Source organism: Streptomyces sp. NPDC003327, assembly GCF_053589515.1.
Map to the genome: position 1 here is coordinate 261,659 of NZ_JBSFSA010000001.1, position 17,029 is coordinate 278,687.

Below are 17,029 nucleotides of genomic sequence, written 5' to 3' on the forward strand. Positions count from 1 at the left end.
GTAACAGGGGTTAGGGGAGCCTTCGGAAGCGGAAGACCCCCGTCATGAACCACGACACCCCCATCACCCCCCGCCCCGGCACCCTCGCCACCCCCACCGCCCGCACCCAACGACTGGCCTCCGCCGTCCAGTTGAGGGCGCAGGGCATCACCGCCGCCGAGGTCGCCGCGCGCTGCGCGACCGGCGGCGACTGGCAGCAGCTGCTGCCCGGTGTGTTCCTGCTCCGCCCCGGCCGCCCCACCAGCGAGGACCGGCTCGGCGCCGCGCTCCTCTACGCCCGCAAGGACGGGACCCTGCCCCCGCAGGGCCCGCACGCGATGCTCACCGGCTTCGCCGCCCTCACCCTGCACGGCTTCTCCGCCGCTCCCCCACTGACCGCCCAGGAGCGGATCGACGTGCTGGTGCCGCGCACCCGGCGGCTGCGGTCGACCGGATTCGTCCGGGTGGTGCGGGCCGTGGAGTTCCCCGAGCCGCTGGAGGTCACGGCCCTGCCGGTGGCGCCCGTGGCCCGCGCCGTCGCCGACGCCGTGTCGGGCGTCTCGGACCCGGAGGCCGTACGCCGGCTGCTCACCGAGGCGGTCCGCGGCGGGCACTGCGAACCGGCACACGTGGTGCGGGAGTTGAGCCGGGCGCGGCTGCTGACCCGGCCGCACGTGGTGGACGCGGTGGACGCCCTGCTCACCGAGGGGCGGGCCCTCTCGGAGGAGCGGCTCTACGAGATGGTGCGCGAGTTCGGACTGCCGGACCCGCTGTGGAACGTGGACCTGCGGCTGCCGGGCGGCCCCCACCTGGGCGGCCTCGACGCCTACTGGCCGGACCAGGCGGTGGCCGTGGAGCTGGACACGCGGGCCCCGCGGCAGGACGACGACGCGCTGTGGTCCGAGTACACCCGCAAGCGGGAGCACCTGGAGCGGCTCGGCATCACGGTCGTCCACGTCACCCCGCGCAAGCTGCGCGAGGCGATGGAGCAGCAGGCCACCGTGGTCCGTACGGCCCTGATGGCCGCGTCGGACCGGCAGCCCGCCGCCTATGTCGTCGTCCTGCCCCGGTGACGGATCAGCCCGCCGGGAGCAGGTTCCGCACTCCGAGTCCCGTCACGGCCGGGCTCTTCGCGGCGAGGCCCTTGGGGTCGGCGGCGTGGGGGTCGGCGCCGGTGCGGCCGGTGGCCTTCGGGGCGGTGGCCTTCGGGACGGCGCCGCAGAACTCGGCCTCGATGACGGACTGCGTGTCGCCCGTCCAGTCGGCGTTGAAGTTGGCGGCGAGGGAGTGCCGCCCGTCGCGGGTCGTGTACGCCTCGGAGATCGAGCCGTGGATGCCGCCGCCGTGGCCCCAGACCTCGGTCCCGCAGCTCAGCTTCTGCCAGGAGATCCCGAGGCCGTAGCGGAACTGGGGGTGTTCGGGCGAGACCGGCACGGCGGCGGTCAGTTCGCGCATCTCGGCCTTCGGGAGCAGCCGGCCCTTCAGCAGGGCGCGGTAGAAGGTCTGGAGGTCGGCGGAGTCGGAGATCATCTCGCCCGCCGCGTACGCGAGGGAGGGGTTCAGCTCGGTGACGTCGTGGACGGGGGCGCCGGCGTCGGGGGTGAGGGTGGAGAAGGCCCGGCTGCTCGGCTGCGGCAGGGTCGGCCGGGTGCCGGGGACGCTGGTGGCGCGCAGCTTCAGGGGCTTGATGATGCGGTTCTCGACCGCCTTGCCGTAGGGGCGTCCGGTCACCTTCTCGATCACCAGGCCGGCGAGGACGAAGTTGGTGTTGGAGTAGCGCCAGCCGGTGCCGGGCGCGAAGTCCGGCGCGTGGGTCATGGCGACGGCGACGAGCTGCTCCGGGGCCCAGGTGTCGTAGCGGTGCTCCAGGAAGCCGGCGCCGAAGATCTTCTGCTGGAATCCGGGGTCCTCGGTGTAGCTGTAGATGCCGCTGGTGTGGTTGAGGAGCTGGCGGACGGTGATGGCGCGGCCGTCGTGGCCGTTGCCGCGGACCAGGCCGGGGAGCCACTTCGCGACCGGGTCGTCGAGGTCGAGGCGGCCCTCGGCCTGGAGCTGGAGGAGGACGGTGGCGGCGAAGGTCTTGGTGATGGAGCCGACGCGGAAGCGGTCGTCGCCGCCGCGCTCGCCCGCGGTGCCGGTCCAGCGGTGGTGGCCGTCACGGGCCTGGGCGACGGCGCCGGGCACCCCGGCCTCGACGGCCGCCCGCAACGCCTGCTGGGTGGCCGTGTGGTGCGGGGCGGCGGGCGCCGCGGGGGTGCCCGCCGCGAGGGCCGGGGCGGCGAGGGCGGTCCCGGTGAGGCCGGCCACCAGGGCGGTGGCGACGGCGGTACGGGCGAGGGTGCGGGTCGTACGGGCAGTGCGGGCGGTACGGGCTGACATGCGGGTCCCCTGGTTTCCGTGGTCCGTGTACTGCGGTCGGCGGGGAGGACCACGGGGCGGCCGGGACGGTTGAGCGGGGGTGCGCCGGTTGAGCCGTTTTCAGCCGTTCGGCGGCAGGGTCAGCGGTTCGTGGGGTCGGCGAGCCGGGAGCGGCCGACCGGGGGCCGTTCCCGCCAGAGGTCGAGGCCGATGTCGACCAGCTCGACGCGGGTCAGGCCGGCCACCGAGTCCAGCGGGTGCCAGGCGGCCAGGTCCGTGGAGCCGCCGGTCTCGTTGCGCAGCTCGCCGCCGGTGATCCGGGCCTCGTAGAGGATGCGGAGGCCCTGGAAGTCGCCCGGTCCGCGCAGCCGGCGCACCCAGCCGCGGCGGATGGAGTCGATGCCGAGGAGGGCGGTGGGTTCGGTGAGGTATCCGGTCTCCTCCTCGACCTCGCGGACCACGGTCGCCGTCGGCTCCTCGCCGTGGTCCATGCCGCCGCCGGGCAGCGTCCACCGCTTGGCGCCGTCGTCGGCGACCCAGCGGGCCAGCAGGATCTGTCCGTCCCGGACGCACACGGCGTAGGCCGCCACCCTCAACTCCTTGGTCATCCGACGAGGTTAGGCCGGAAAGGGCGGGGAGGCCTACGGGGTTTCCGGGTTGGCCGGGGAGTACTCCGGCGGGGACCAGCGCAGGGGGCTGGCCATCGGCGTCTCGATCGTGTGCTCGACGTGGAAGCGGACGACGCGCTCGCCGTCCGGCGTGAGCTCGTTGCGGGCCCGGCCGCCGAGCCGGAGGCCCGCGCCGGTCTCCCAGTCGAGGAAGAGCAGCCCGGCGCGGCCGTCCAGCTCCAGGTTTCCCAGGGTCAGGAACATGGCGTTGCCCGGGTAGTCCCGCCAGCTCAGCTCGGTGGGTCCGTCGACCCGCACGAAGCCGGGGTTGCCGCCGCGGTGGCTGGCGTCGACGCCGTCGGGCGCGGCGGTCGCGACGAAGAAGGTGTCGGCGGCCCGGACGAACCGCGTCTGCTCGGGGGTGAGCGCCTCGCCGTGGCGGACGGCGCCGGGCCCGGAGCCGGGGCCGTGGCCCTCGCCGGAGCCGGTGTCGTCGGCGAAGCCGTAAAGCTCGCGCTTCTGGAGGTACTTGGGGCAGTTGGAGAAGACCTGCTCGGCTTCGACGGTGAAGCCGCGCGGGCCGGGGTGCGCGGTGCCGTTGAGCCGCATGCGGCGGCGGGTGCGCGGGTCGAGGGCGATGGTGCCGACGGCGGCCCCGGCGGGCGTGCCCTCGGGGAGGGCGGCGGCCACGGAGACCGTGCGCGGCCCGGTGGCCCGGACGAAGCCGGGGGCGCCGGTCAGCAGATGGGCGCCGACCCGGCCCTCGCCGTCCGCCGCCCCGACGACCAGCATCGGCTGGAGTTCGAGGAAGGCGGCGGCGACGGGGCGGATCGTGGGGGCGATGGAGCGGCCCACGTGGTCCGCGAGGTCGCGGACGCCGACGCGGGTCTGTACGGCGAGGGAGCCTGCATTGTACGCGGTCACGGGGACCTCCTGGGGTTGGGGTGGGAGTGGGGGCGCGGGCTTAGAAGAAGCCGCAGGTCGGGGCGGACTCCGAGGGGGCGGGGGCGTCTTCCGCGCCCTTGGCGACGGCGATCTCCAGGCGGGTGCCGTCCGGGTCGTGGAAGAAGATGCCGCCGGACGCCGCGCCCTCGCTGTGGGCGACGACGCCCTCGTACGCGAAGGTGGTGCCCCGCTCCCTCAGCGCGGCCTCGGCGGCGCGGACGTGGTCGATGGACTCGGCCTCGAAGGCGAGGTGGTGCAGTCCGGCGAGGGCGGGGGCGTAGCCGCCGTCGGCCTGCTGCCAGAGCGCGAGGACGAGGCGGCCGCCCTGGCCGAGCAGGGCGTAGCGGCGCCCCTCCTCCTTGCCCTCGGTGAGCACCTCGAAGCCGAGCACGTCTCCGTAGAAGGCGAGCGAGCGCTCCAGATCGGTGACGTTGAGGCCGACGTGGTGCGTGGTGAGCGTGCCGATCGCGGACATGGCGGTCCCTCTCTGCGTGGCCGGCCCCCGTCGGGCTAACCTCTTAAATTGACTTTAGGGGTTAGTCATGACGAGCGTCAACCGCTGACGTACTCTTGAGGGGTTAGATCGACGAGGAGAGTGCCCGCCATGACCGTCACCGACCCCCGGCCGCTCACCGGCGAGCCCGTCTCCCTCGACCTGCTGAACACCCGGTGGAACCAGGAGGGCGCCCGGCACGACCTGCTCACGGACACCGGGGGGCTCGCGGTCTGGCTGGCGGCCAACGGGCTCGACGGGCGGTTCGCGGCCGACGCCGCCACCCTGCGCCACACGCTCGCCGCCCGGGACGCCCTCGCCGCGCTCGTCGACCGGCCGGGCGACCCCGACGCCACCGCGCGCGTCGACGCGGTCCTCGGCCACGGGCGGATCCGGGCCCGCCTCACCACCGAAGGACCCGGCGAGGAGGCAGAGTTCACGGACGCCGCCCGGGGGCCGGGCTGGATCGCCGCCCGGGACTACCTCGACCTGCTGCGCACCGCCCCGGACCGCATCCGGGCCTGCGCCCACGAGGCCTGCGTCCTGCACTTCTTCGACACCTCGCGGAACGGCACCCGCCGCTGGTGCTCGATGGCCGTGTGCGGCAACCGCGCCAAGGCCTCGCGCCACTACGCCCGTACGAAGGAGGGCTGAGCCCTCCGGGCCGGCGCGTCGGCGCCGCCGCCGGACCGCCCCGTTGGGGCGGTTTCGTCCTCGATGGCGCGTCCGGGAGGGTGGCGGGTTCATGCCACGGCGCCATTCCGCGTCCGTCAACCCTCCACAAACCCTGCCCCTTGCGAAAGGCTGAGCGGTCATCCGGTACCGAAATCCGGACCCTCTCCTTCACAAACAGGGATGTAAATGACCACCCCCGAAACTCTGAGCGTCATATCCGGACGCTCGACGCACGGGCGGAGACGAGCGGCTCGCATCGCCGCCGCCACCGGCCTGGTCGCCGCGCTCGTCGCGACCGGTGCCGCCCCCGTGCTGGCCGCCGATGACCCGGCGACCGCTCCCCCGGTCAAGTCCGTCGACGCCGCCGACAAGCTCGGCACCGCCGACGCCCAGCGGCTCGCGGAGGCCGAGGCGACCGGCGCGCGGAACGTCACCGTGCTCATCGCCACCGCCCCCGGCGCGACCGAGCAGGTCGCCGGCCAGCTCGACGCCGTGCCCGGCGCCTCCGTCGGCAAGCGGAACGACGCGCTCGGCTACGTGCGCGCGACCCTGCCGACCGGCAAGGCCGAGGCCGCGATCACGGCCGCGACCAAGCTCTCCTCCGTCCAGTCCGTCGACCTCCAGGCCGAGGTCAAGCTGGACGACCCGACGCCGGACGCGGGCACCGCGGGCGCCGTCGAGGGCACCACGGTCACCCGCACCTACCCGGCGCCCTCGAAGTCCACGCCGGCCCGGAACCCGTACAACCCGTCCCACGAGACGGGCGCCGTCGAGTTCGTCGAGGAGCACCCCAAGGCCGACGGCCGCGGCGTGACCATCGGCGTCATCGACTCCGGTGTCGACCTGGCCCACCCGGCGCTGCAGAAGACCACCACCGGCGAGCGCAAGATCGTCGACTGGGTGACCGCCACCGACCCGCTGGCCGACGGCGACGCCACCTGGCGCGCCCAGATCACCCCGGTCGCGGGCCCGGTCTTCACCGCCGCCACGCAGTCCTGGAAGGCCCCCGAGGGCGCCTACCAGTGGAGCCGGTTCTCGGAGTCGATCACCGCGGGCGGCGACCCGGCCGGTGACATCAACCGCGACGGCGACACCACCGACGTCTTCGGCCTGCTGTACGACCCGGCCGCCGGGACCGTGCGCGTCGACACCGACCAGAACAACGACTTCACGGACAACGCGCCGATGAAGCCGTACAAGGACGGGTTCCAGATCGGCTACTTCGGTACCGACAACCCGGACACCGAGGTCGCCGAGCGCACCCCGTTCGTCGTGGAGATCCGCAAGGACGTCCCGATGGACCCGCTGGGCGGCACGTGGGTCGGCCAGAAGCGCGACTTCGTCAACGTCGGCCTCGTCGAGTCCTCGCACGGCACGCACGTCGCCGGCATCACCGCCGCCCGCGGCCTCTTCGGCGGCCGCATGAACGGCGCGGCCCCCGGCGCGAAGATCGTCTCCTCGCGCGCGTGCACCTGGACGGGCGGCTGCACCAACACCGCCCTCACCGAGGGCATGATCGACCTCGTCGTGAACCGCGGCGTCGACATCGTCAACATGTCGATCGGCGGCCTGCCCGCGCTGAACGACGGCGACAACGTCCGCGCCCGCCTCTACACCCGTCTGATCGACGAGTACGGCGTCCAGCTGGTCATCTCGGCCGGCAACTCGGGCCCCGGCATCAACACGATCGGCGACCCCGGCCTGGCCGACAAGGTCGTCTCGGTCGGCGCGGCGATCTCCCGCTCGACCTGGGCCGCGAACTACGGCTCCGCCGTCGAGAAGTCGTACGCGATGTTCCCCTTCTCCTCGCGCGGCCCGCGTGAGGACGGCGGCTTCACCCCGACCGTCACCGGTCCCGGCTCCGCCGTGAACACCATCCCGACCTGGCAGGCCGGCGCCGGCGTCGCCGAGGCCGGCTACGCGCTGCCCGCCGGTTACGGCATGCTCAACGGCACCTCGATGTCGTCCCCGCAGGTCGCGGGCGCGAGCGCGCTGCTGCTCTCCGCCGCCAAGCAGCGGGGCATCGAGCTCTCGCCGCTGACCCTGCGCACCGCCCTCACCTCGACCGCGCAGCGGATCCCGGGTGTCGCGGCCCACGAGCAGGGCTCGGGCCTCGTCGACATCAACGAGGCGTGGGAGTCCGTCAAGGACGGCGCGACCGCCCACGCCTACAAGGTCGAGGCCCCGGTCGACACCGTGATCTTCCCGGCCCCGCACACCGGCACCGGTGTGTACGACCGCGAGGGCGGCCTCAAGGTCGGCCAGAAGAAGGTCTACGACGTCACCGTCACGCGGACGAGCGGCCCGGACCGTGTCATCGAGCACGAGCTGGACCTCAAGTACAACGACGGCACCTTCCGCATCCTCGGCGACGACGAGATCGACCTGCCGCTGAACAAGCCGGTCACCGTCAGGCTCCAGGCCCGGCCCTCAACCGCCGGTGTCCACAGCGTCATCCTGGAGGCCGACGACGAGCGCACCGAGGGCGTCGACAAGCAGATCCTCGCCACCTCGGTCGTCGCGAGCGACCTGGTCGCGCCCGGCTACGCCTTCTCCGCGTCCGGCTCCGTCCAGCGCAACAGCCACAAGTCGTACTTCGTGACCGTGCCGGAGGGCGCCACCTCCCTGGAGGTCTCGCTCGGCGGGCTGAAGGAGAAGAGCCAGACCCGGTTCATCGCCATCCACCCGTACGGCACGGCCTTCGAGTCGACCGCGTCCAACGTGTGCTACCCGCACTACAACCCGGCGAACACCTGCCGTCCCGACCTGCGCTCGTACGCCGACCCGCAGCCGGGCGTGTGGGAGATCGAGGTCGAGTCCCGCCGCACGTCGCCGGACCTGGACAACCCGTACACCCTGGGCGTCTCCGTCCTCGGTGCCTCCTTCGACCCGGCCGTACAGACCGTGGCCGAGGCGAAGATCGGCACCCCGGCCGCCGTGCAGTGGAACGTCACCAACGGGTTCGCCGCGCTCGACGGCAAGCTGAAGGGCGGCCCGCTCGGCTCGCAGAAGTCCGAGACGCCGACCATCCAGCACCACGAGCAGCAGACGAAGACCGTCACCATCGGTGAGGGCGTCGAGCGGCTCGACATCGCGATCGGCAACACCTCCGACAAGGCCGCCGACCTCGACCTGACCGTCCTCCTGAACGGCAAGCAGGTCGGCCAGGCCGCCGACGGCGACTCGGAGGAGGCCGTCTCCCTGGTGAAGCCGGCCGCCGGCACCTACACCGTCGTCATCGACGGTTACTCGGTGCAGGCCGCGGGCGGCACGTCCTACGACTACAAGGACGTGTACTACTCGGCCGCGCTCGGCAGCGTCCGGGTCGACGACGCGAAGACCTACGCGCTGGCCAACGGTGCGAGCGCCGCGGTCGCCGCCGAGGTCGTCGTCGCCGGGGCGGCTCCCGAGGGCCGCCAGTTCTTCGGCCAGGTCCAGCTCGTCAACGCGCGCGGCACCGTCGCGGGCTCCGGCAGCGTCCTGATCGGGAACGTCACCCCGTAGCACCGCACGGCACCACGAGGTGAGGAGGGGCGGGCGCCGCAACCGGCGCCCGCCCCTCCGCCGTCTCGCCGCATGTCCCGCCCCTTGGACAATGGATTGGACAAGGCGGGCCCGGAGACACGCATCATGGACGGCAGCAGCCTGCACATTCGTACGGAGGAGTCCCCGTGAAGGTCGGAATCGTCGGAGCCACCGGTCAGGTCGGCACAGTCATGCGCAGGATCCTGGCCGAGCGGAACTTCCCCGTCGACGAGCTGCGGCTCTTCGCCTCCGCCCGCTCCGCCGGCACCGTCGTCGACGGCATCACCGTCGAGGACGCCTCCACGGCCGACTACACCGGCCTGGACATCGTCCTGTTCTCCGCCGGTGGCGCCACCTCCAAGGCCCTCGCCGAGAAGGTCGCCTCCCAGGGTGCCGTCGTGATCGACAACTCCTCCGCCTGGCGCCGCGACCCCGAGGTCCCCCTCGTCGTCTCCGAGGTCAACCCGCACGCGATCAAGGACCGCCCCAAGGGGATCATCGCCAACCCGAACTGCACCACGATGGCCGCCATGCCGGTCCTCAAGCCGCTCCACCAGGAGGCCGGCCTCACCGCGCTCATCGCCACCACCTACCAGGCCGTCTCCGGCTCGGGCGTGGCCGGCGTAGCCGAGCTGGACGGCCAGGTCAAGGCGGTCGCCGAGCGCGCCACCGAGCTGACCCACGACGGCGAGGCCGTGGAGTACCCGGAGCCCGGCGTCTACAAGCGCCCGATCGCCTTCAACGTGCTGCCGCTGGCCGGCTCGATCGTGGACGACGGCTCCTTCGAGACCGACGAGGAGCAGAAGCTCCGCAACGAGTCCCGCAAGATCCTGGAGATCCCGGACCTCAAGGTCTCCGGCACCTGCGTGCGCGTCCCGGTCTTCTCCGGCCACTCGCTCCAGGTCAACGTCCGCTTCGACCGCCCGATCAGCGTCGAGCGCGCCTACGAGCTGCTGAAGGACGCCGAGGGCGTCGAGCTCTCCGAGATCCCCACCCCGCTCCAGGCGGCCGGCAAGGACGCCTCGTACGTGGGCCGCATCCGCGTCGACGAGACCGTGGAGAACGGCCTCGCGCTCTTCCTCTCGAACGACAACCTCCGCAAGGGCGCCGCGCTGAACGCGGTGCAGATCGCGGAGCTGGTCGCGGCCGAGCTCAAGGGCTGACACCGGGCCCCACGCCGGGCCGGGACGACCGGCCCGTACGACGTCCGGAGGGGCGGCTTCCCGTTGCGGGGAGCCGCCCCTCCGGCGTGCCCGCGCGTGCCACAGTTCCTCCATGACCCAGATACCGAAGGGCGCCCACGTCCCGGTGCCCCCGCAGGCCCTCCACGTCGCGGTCAGCTGGCGCACCGGGCACGGGGTCCCCGACGTGGACGTCTCCGCGCTGCTCCTGGGGCCCGGGGAGCGGGTCCGGGGCGACGACGACCTGGTCTTCTACAACCACGCACGGCACCGCTCGGGGGCCGTGCGGCACCTGGGCAAGTCGGCGCCCGGCGCCCCCGGCACCCCGGCCGCCGACTGGCTCTGGCTGGACCTGGCGCGCGTGGAGCCCGAGGTGGGGCGACTGGTGGTGGCCGCGTCCGTCGACGGGGGCGCCTTCGGCCGGGTGCCGGAGCTGGACGTCCGGGTCACCGACGCGGCCGGGCTCCCCGTCGCGTCCTGCGCGATCGGGGACGCGACCACCGAGACGGCCTTCGTCTTCGGGGAGTTCTACCGGCGGGACGGCGGCTGGCGCTTTCGGGCCGTCGGGCAGGGCTACGCCTCCGGGCTCGCCGGCCTCGCGACCGACTTCGGCATCGTGGTGGAGGCCCCGCCGGCGCCGATCCCCGGCCCCGGCTACGTACCGCCGCCGCCCCCGCCGCCCGCGCCGCCCCCGCCGCGCGCCCCCCGGCCCGTACCGGCGCGGGTCGATCCGTACGGCGGGGACTTCCGGCCCGCCGCGTACCAGGGCCGCGGCAAGGAGACCGTGCGCTGCGACCCCGGTCTGCCGCCCGGCGCCTGGGTGCTCCTGGAGATCGAGTCGTACCACTCGCTCTCCACCACCATCGAGTCCTGCGACGCCTACGGCCGCGTCGAGGACTTCCTGCTCATGGCGTACGAGGACGACGTACGGGCCCGGACGGTCGCGCTGGTCCCCCGCTCCCGCCCGCTGACGCTGCGGGTCGACGCCGACGCCCCGTGGACGCTGCGGGTGCTGCCGCTGGCCCACGCGCGCCGCTTCGACAGCCACATCGAGGGACACGCGCACGACCTCGTGCTGTACGAGGGGCCGCCCGGGGTCCTGGACTTCCTGCACCAGGGGGCGTCGAACTTCACCGTCCACCAGCACACCCCGCCCGCGGACCCGCTCTACGACGACGAGGAGCAGGACCTGCTCGTCAACGAGATCGGCGAGGTCCGGGTGAGCGCGCCAGTGCCGGGCCCCGGGCTGCTGCGGATCAGCGGCGACGGGGCCTGGAAATGTGCCGTGCGGAGGTGACGCGGCCCGTGGAAGGATGAGCCAAACGTCACGAAATTGAGGAGTTGACCGGGTGCCTGGCACGAACCTGACCCGTGAAGAGGCGCAGCAGCGGGCGAAGCTGCTGTCCGTGGACGCGTACGAGGTCGAACTGGACCTCACCGGTGCGCAGGAGGGCGGGACCTACCGGTCCGTCACCACCGTCCACTTCGATTCCGCCGAGGCGAACGCCGAGAGCTTCATCGATCTCGTCGCCCCCGCCGTGCACGAGGCGGTGCTGAACGGCCACGCCCTCGACGTCGCCGCCGTCTTCCGCGACTCCCGCATCGCGCTGCCCCATCTGAAGCAGGGCCGCAACGAGCTGCGGGTCGTCGCCGACTGCGCGTACACGAACACCGGTGAGGGCCTCCACCGGTTCGTCGACCCCGTCGACGACCAGGCGTATCTGTACACGCAGTTCGAGGTGCCTGACGCGCGCCGCGTCTTCGCCTCCTTCGAGCAGCCCGACCTGAAGGCGACCTTCCAGTTCACGGTGAAGGCGCCGGAGGGCTGGAGCGTCATCTCCAACTCGCCGACCCCGGAGCCCAAGGACGGCGTGTGGGTCTTCGAGCCGACCCCGCGGATCTCCACGTACATCACGGCCCTGATCGTCGGCCCGTACCACTCGGTGCACTCGTCGTACGAGAAGGACGGGCAGACCGTCCCGCTCGGCATCTACTGCCGTCCGTCGCTGGCCGAGTTCCTGGACGCGGACCACATCTTCGACGTGACCCGCCAGGGCTTCGACTGGTTCCAGGAGAAGTTCGACTACGCCTACCCGTTCGCCAAGTACGACCAGCTGTTCGTGCCGGAGTTCAACGCGGGCGCGATGGAGAACGCGGGCGCGGTCACCATCCGCGACCAGTACGTCTTCCGCTCGAAGGTGACGGACGCGGCGTACGAGCGGCGGGCCGAGACCATCCTGCACGAGCTCGCCCACATGTGGTTCGGCGACCTCGTCACCATGGAGTGGTGGAACGACCTGTGGCTGAACGAGTCGTTCGCCACCTACACCTCGGTCGCCTGCCAGGCCTCCGTGACCGGCACCCGCTGGCCGAACGCCTGGACCACCTTCGCCAACGCGGAGAAGACCTGGGCCTACCGCCAGGACCAGCTGCCGTCCACGCACCCGATCATGGCCGAGATCAACGACCTGGAGGACGTGCTCGTCAACTTCGACGGCATCACGTACGCCAAGGGCGCCTCGGTCCTCAAGCAGCTCGTCGCCTACGTCGGCCAGGACGAGTTCTTCGCCGGCGTGCAGGCCTACTTCAAGCGCCACGCCTTCGGCAACACGCGCCTCTCCGACCTGCTCGGCGCCCTGGAGGAGACCTCCGGACGCGACCTGAAGACCTGGTCGAAGGCGTGGCTGGAGACCGCGGGCATCAACATCCTGCGCCCGGAGATCGAGACCGACGACAGCGGCACGATCACCTCCTTCGCGGTGCGCCAGGAGGCCCCGGCGCTGCCCGCGGGAGCCAAGGGGGAGGCCGTGCTGCGTCCGCACCGGATCGCGATCGGCTTCTACGAGCTCGACGAGACCGGCCGGATGGTGCGCACCGACCGCCTGGAGCTGGACATCGAGGCGGCCGCGCTGACCTCCGTGCCGCAGCTGGTGGGCAAGGCCCGCCCGGCGGTCGTCCTCCTCAACGACGACGACCTGTCGTACGCCAAGGTCCGTCTGGACGAGGTGTCGCTGCGGAACGTGACGGCGCACCTCGGCGACTTCGCCGAGTCGCTGCCGCGCGCGCTGTGCTGGGCCTCCGCCTGGGACATGACGCGCGACGGCGAGCTGGCCACCCGCGACTACCTGGAGCTCGTCCTCTCGGGTGTCGCCAAGGAGACCGACATCGGCGTGGTGCAGTCGCTGCAGGGCCAGGTCAAGGCGGCCCTCGACCTGTACGCGGCGCCGGAGTGGCGCGACACCGGCCTGACCCGCTGGACGGAGGCGGCGCTGGCGCACCTCCAGGCGGCCGAGCCGGCCAGTGACCACCAGCTGGCGTGGGCGCGGGCGTTCGCCGCGACCGCCCGGACGCCGCAGCAGCTCGACCTGCTCGCCGCGCTCCTGGAGGGCCGGGAGACGATCGAGGGCCTCGCCGTCGACGCCGAGCTGCGCTGGGCGTTCGTGCAGCGGCTCGCCGCGACCGGCGTCTTCGACGAGACGGAGATCGCCGCCGAGCTGGAGCGGGACCGGACGGCGGCGGGCGAGCGGCACGCGGCCACCGCGCGGGCGGCCCGCCCGACGGAGGCGGCGAAGGCGGAGGCCTGGGCCTCGGTCGTCGAGGACGACAAGCTGGCCAACGCCGTGCAGGAGGCCGTCATCGCCGGCTTCGTCCAGACCGACCAGCGCGAGCTGCTCGCCCCCTTCACGGCGAAGTACTTCGCGTCGATCAAGCGCGTGGCGGAGACCCGCAGCCACGAGATGATCCAGCAGATCGTGGTCGGCCTCTACCCGACGCTCCAGGTCTCGCAGGAGACCCTGGACGCCACGGACGCCTGGATCGCCGAGCACAACCCGGTCCCGGCGCTGCGGCGCCTGGTGACCGAGTCCCGCGCGGGCGTCGAGCGGGCCCTGCGGGCGCGGGCGGCGGACGCGGCGGCCGCGAAGTAGCACCCGGTCGCACCGGTCGCACCGGTCGCACCGGTCGTACGGAGAAGGGGCGCCCTCCCCCACGGGGGCGCCCCTTCGCCGTGTCTGGAGTCCGCCCGGCGGGCGGGCGTCGGCGCGCGGCCGCGCCGCCGGGCGGAAGCGGGTGGGACCCGGCTCAGCCGCCGAGGGCGGCGTAGCGGGCGCGCAGGTCGGCCGCGCCCTGGTCCGTGAGCGTGCCGTGGAGGCGCATCCGGGCGACGCCGCCGTCGGGGAAGGCGTCGAGGCGGACGTGGGTGACGACGGCCCGGGCGGGGAGCTTGAAGCGGTGGAGGGTGTCGGGCTGGAGCCGGGTCCTGGGGATGATCTCGAACCACTCGCCGGACTCGCCGTTGCGGCCCTGGAGGGCGATCCAGCCGGCCGAGTTGCCCTTGAGGTAGGCGGTGTCGATCTCGACGGCGCGGACGGCGCCCTGGGCGACGAGCCGGAAGCGGACCCAGTCGTTGGTGCCGCGGACCCGGCGGCGGCGGTTCTCCCAGCCGTCGTCCATCTTGCGGGAGGTGCCGGGCAGGATGATCTGGGTCGGCGAGGAGTAGAACCTGTCGCTGGCGTCCTCGTAGGAGCCGCCGTTGAGGACGGCGATCAGGTCGAGGGTGCCGAGGAGGTCGAGCCACTCGGGGTCGGGGACGACCTCGCCGTGGACGCGGAGGCGGGCGACGCCGCCGTCGGGGTGCTGGCAGAGGCGCACGTGGGTGAAGCGGCGCTCGACGGTGATCCCGAAGCCGTTGGCGGCGTGGCCGCGCACGGGGGTGGGCGGGACGAGCTCCTCCCACGTCGCGTCGAGGAGTTCGGCGGGGCTCGGCGTGCCCTCGACGGCGGTGGCCTGGATGCTGACCTTCTGCGGGTAGTTGCCGCGGAAGTGGGCGGTGTCGACGACGATGCCGCGGATCACGCCGGGGGCGCCGAGGCGGACGATCGCCCAGTCGTGGTCATCGGGGGCGGGGAAGACGTTCTCGGCGTCGGCGCCGCGGCGGCGGCGGGTCTCCCAGCCGTCCATGATCTTGCCCTTGTGGCCGAAGTGCTCCGGGTCGAAGACGGCCCGCTCGCGGACGAGGAGGTTCTCGCGCTCGGCGAAGAACTCGTCGTTGGCGGCGACGACTCCGGCGCCCAGACGACGGTCGGCGAGGTCGACGAGCTCGGTGAAGGGGAAGTCACCGGCGCGGTAGTCGGCGTACGGGTCGCCGCCCGCGTAGGGGGCGGCGTCGTTGGCGTGCGGGTCGTGGCTCGCGGCCTTCTCGGTCTGCTCGGCGTTCTCGGTCTGCTCGTGGTTCTCGGTCTGCGCGGCGGAGGTCGTCATGGAGCGACTGTCCCGCGCCCGCAGCCCCCTGGTCCATCGAATGTTTTCGACGGTCCTTTTCAGTTCTGCTGAACGGTTTCGCGGGCGGCGGCCGCGTGGCGGAGAGCGGCGAGGACCCGGGCCACGCCCCGGCCCTCCTCGGCGCCGCGCCGGACCGCCGCGACGACGTGGCGGCGCGGCTGGTCGGCGGAGAGGACCCGCATGACGACGCCGGGGCCGCCGCCGCCCCGGCGCTCCGCCGCGGCCATCCGGGGCACGAGGGCGACGCCCATGCCGGCGCCGACCAGGGCGAGGATCGCGGTCCAGCCGGCGGCGCTGTGGGCCTGCTCGGGGACGAAGCCGGCCGCCTCGCAGGCGGCGGTGGTGATCTCGGACCAGGGGCCGGAGCCGCCGAAGATCCAGGGCTCGCCGGACAGGTCGGCGAGCCGCAGTCCGGGCGCGTCGGCGAGCGGGTGCCCGGCGGGGAGGGCGACGTCGAGGGGGTCGGCGAGGAGCGGAACGCGGCCGAACTTGGGGTCGCGGGCCGTGGGCGCGTGGGCGGCGAGGGAGAGCGCCAGGTCGACGGCGCCGGAGCCGAGGAGCTCGTACGCCTCGGCCGCCTCGGCCTCGTGGACGCGGACGTCCAGGCCGGGGTGGTCGGCGCGGAGCCGCTGGACGGCGGGGACGACGAGGGCGGGGACGGCGGTGGAGAAGGCGGCGACCCGGACCCGTCCGGCCTCGCCCCGCAGGTACGCGTCGAGTTCGGCGTCGGCCCGCTCCAGCTGGGCGAAGACGCCCTCGGCGTGGCGCAGCACGAGGTGGGCGGCGTCGGTGAGCCGGACGCGGCGCCCGTGGGCCTCCAGGAGCGGGACGCCGAGCTGCTTGGCGAGGTTGGTGAGCTGCTGGGAGACGGCCGAGGGGGTCATGAGGAGCGTCTCCGCGGTGGCGGTGACGGTGCCCCGGTCGCGCAGGGTCCGCAGGATGTGCAGCTTCTTGATGTCCCACTCGGTCATGGGGCGCAACCTACCGGGCGCGGCTTCCCCTACCGGGCGGAGCCCAGCGCCACTCCGCCGAGGATCAGCGCCATGCACGCGCCGCCCGCGAGGCCGAGCCGCTCGCCGAGGAGCGCGTACGAGAGCAGGGCGACGCAGACGGGCTGGAGGTAGTAGACGACTCCGGCGCGGGCGGCGCCGATCAGGGAGACGGCCCGGTTCCAGGCGAAGAAGGCGACGGCGGAGGAGAGCACGCCGACGTAGAGGAGGGGGCCGACGGTGGCGCCGGTGGCCGGGAAGCCGCCCTGGACGGCGAGGGAGACGGCGTACGCGGGGGCGAGCATGAGGGCGCCGAGGGCGAAGGTGGTGAGGAGGAAGGCCGGCCCGTCGATGCCTCGCGGCCTGCGCTTGAGGAGGGCGCTGTACGAGGCGAAGGAGAGGGCCGCCGCGAACATCCAGAGGTCTCCGGCGGTGAGGTCGACCGCGAGGGAGCCCTTGCCGACGAGCAGCAGGACGCCGAGGACGGCGACGGCCAGGCCCAGGAGGCGGCGGGCGCCGAGCCGTTCGCCGCCGAGGCGGGCGTACCCGGCCATGAGGACCGGCGAGGCGGCCATGATCATGCCCATGTTGGTGGCGGATGTGGTCAGTCCGGCCTGGTGGACCAGGGTGTTGTAGAGGGCGACGCCGAACAGCGAGGCGAGGGCGAGGAATCCGAGGTGCCGTCGGATCGCCGCGCGCTGCCGCCAGAGGGGGCGGGCGGCGAAGGGGGCGACCGCGAGGAGTGCGATGATCCAGCGCCAGAAGACGGCCTGGACGGGCGGGACGGAGTCGGCCATGTCGCGGGTGGCGACGAAGCTGCCGGACCAGACGACGGTGGCGAGGAGGGCGAGGAGCAGACCGAGACCGGCGCCCTTGGCGGGCGCCGGTCTCTCGGTGCGGGTCGCGCCGCCGGCCGCTGAGGGGGCGGTCGGGGTGGCGGGGGCGGTCGGGGTGGCGGGGGCGGTCGGGAGTCGGGTGGTGGGGAGGCTCATGCGG

At 73.4% G+C, this 17,029-nt stretch carries 13 protein-coding genes; 6 read left to right on the forward strand and 7 right to left on the reverse strand.

The window, feature by feature from the left end; translation table 11 throughout:
* Positions 1-44: 44 nt before the first annotated feature.
* Positions 45-1,052: a hypothetical protein gene (locus tag ACWDVG_RS01220; protein ID WP_451694936.1), complete on the forward strand. Its 1,008-nt coding sequence runs from the start codon at positions 45-47 to the stop codon at positions 1,050-1,052.
* A gap of 4 nt (positions 1,053-1,056) precedes the next feature.
* On the opposite strand, the gene ACWDVG_RS01225 is transcribed toward ACWDVG_RS01220, so the two are convergent.
* The 4 genes from ACWDVG_RS01225 to ACWDVG_RS01240 form a co-directional block, all read right to left on the reverse strand.
* Entirely contained in the window at positions 1,057-2,358 is a 1,302-nt protein-coding gene (locus tag ACWDVG_RS01225) for a serine hydrolase domain-containing protein (protein ID WP_451694938.1), read from the reverse strand.
* Between the two features lie 119 nt (positions 2,359-2,477).
* On the reverse strand, positions 2,478-2,945 hold the full coding sequence (locus tag ACWDVG_RS01230; protein WP_451694939.1) for an NUDIX hydrolase: 468 nt from the start codon (positions 2,943-2,945) through the stop codon (positions 2,478-2,480).
* Positions 2,946-2,978: 33 nt separating this feature from the next.
* Complete coding sequence (locus tag ACWDVG_RS01235) at positions 2,979-3,869, reverse strand: pyridoxamine 5'-phosphate oxidase family protein (protein ID WP_451694941.1); 891 nt, start codon at positions 3,867-3,869, stop codon at positions 2,979-2,981.
* Positions 3,870-3,909: 40 nt separating this feature from the next.
* Positions 3,910-4,365, reverse strand: coding sequence for a VOC family protein (locus ACWDVG_RS01240; RefSeq protein ID WP_451694943.1), 456 nt, complete (start codon positions 4,363-4,365; stop codon positions 3,910-3,912).
* Positions 4,366-4,494: 129 nt separating this feature from the next.
* Here ACWDVG_RS01240 and ACWDVG_RS01245 point away from each other — a divergent pair, with 129 nt between their 5' ends.
* From ACWDVG_RS01245 to pepN, 5 genes are all read left to right on the forward strand, one after another.
* Positions 4,495-5,037 (forward strand): CGNR zinc finger domain-containing protein, encoded by a 543-nt coding sequence (locus ACWDVG_RS01245; RefSeq protein ID WP_451694945.1) that lies wholly within the window; start codon positions 4,495-4,497, stop codon positions 5,035-5,037.
* Positions 5,038-5,244: 207 nt separating this feature from the next.
* Positions 5,245-8,562 carry a S8 family serine peptidase gene (locus ACWDVG_RS01250; RefSeq protein ID WP_451694947.1) on the forward strand — a complete coding sequence of 1,106 codons (3,318 nt, stop codon included), beginning with the start codon at positions 5,245-5,247 and terminating at the stop codon, positions 8,560-8,562.
* A 167-nt stretch (positions 8,563-8,729) separates the two neighbouring features.
* The gene (locus ACWDVG_RS01255) at positions 8,730-9,746 is read left to right on the forward strand and encodes an aspartate-semialdehyde dehydrogenase (RefSeq protein WP_451694949.1); all 1,017 of its coding nucleotides are present in this window, start codon (positions 8,730-8,732) and stop codon (positions 9,744-9,746) included.
* Between the two features lie 112 nt (positions 9,747-9,858).
* Positions 9,859-11,061 (forward strand): TerD family protein, encoded by a 1,203-nt coding sequence (locus ACWDVG_RS01260; RefSeq protein ID WP_451694951.1) that lies wholly within the window; start codon positions 9,859-9,861, stop codon positions 11,059-11,061.
* Between the two features lie 52 nt (positions 11,062-11,113).
* Positions 11,114-13,690, forward strand: a complete 2,577-nt coding sequence (gene pepN / locus ACWDVG_RS01265) for an aminopeptidase N (protein ID WP_451694953.1) — start codon at positions 11,114-11,116, stop codon at positions 13,688-13,690.
* A gap of 154 nt (positions 13,691-13,844) precedes the next feature.
* Here pepN and alc read toward each other — a convergent pair whose 3' ends face one another.
* From alc to ACWDVG_RS01280, 3 genes are read right to left on the reverse strand one after another with little or no spacing between them, the layout of a single operon-like run.
* Complete coding sequence (gene alc / locus ACWDVG_RS01270) at positions 13,845-15,023, reverse strand: allantoicase (RefSeq protein WP_451694955.1); 1,179 nt, start codon at positions 15,021-15,023, stop codon at positions 13,845-13,847.
* 59 nt (positions 15,024-15,082) lie between these two features.
* Positions 15,083-16,015 (reverse strand): LysR family transcriptional regulator, encoded by a 933-nt coding sequence (locus ACWDVG_RS01275; RefSeq protein WP_451694957.1) that lies wholly within the window; start codon positions 16,013-16,015, stop codon positions 15,083-15,085.
* Positions 16,016-16,044: 29 nt separating this feature from the next.
* Positions 16,045-17,025: a DMT family transporter gene (locus ACWDVG_RS01280; protein ID WP_451694959.1), complete on the reverse strand. Its 981-nt coding sequence runs from the start codon at positions 17,023-17,025 to the stop codon at positions 16,045-16,047.
* Between the last annotated feature and the right edge of the window lie 4 nt (positions 17,026-17,029).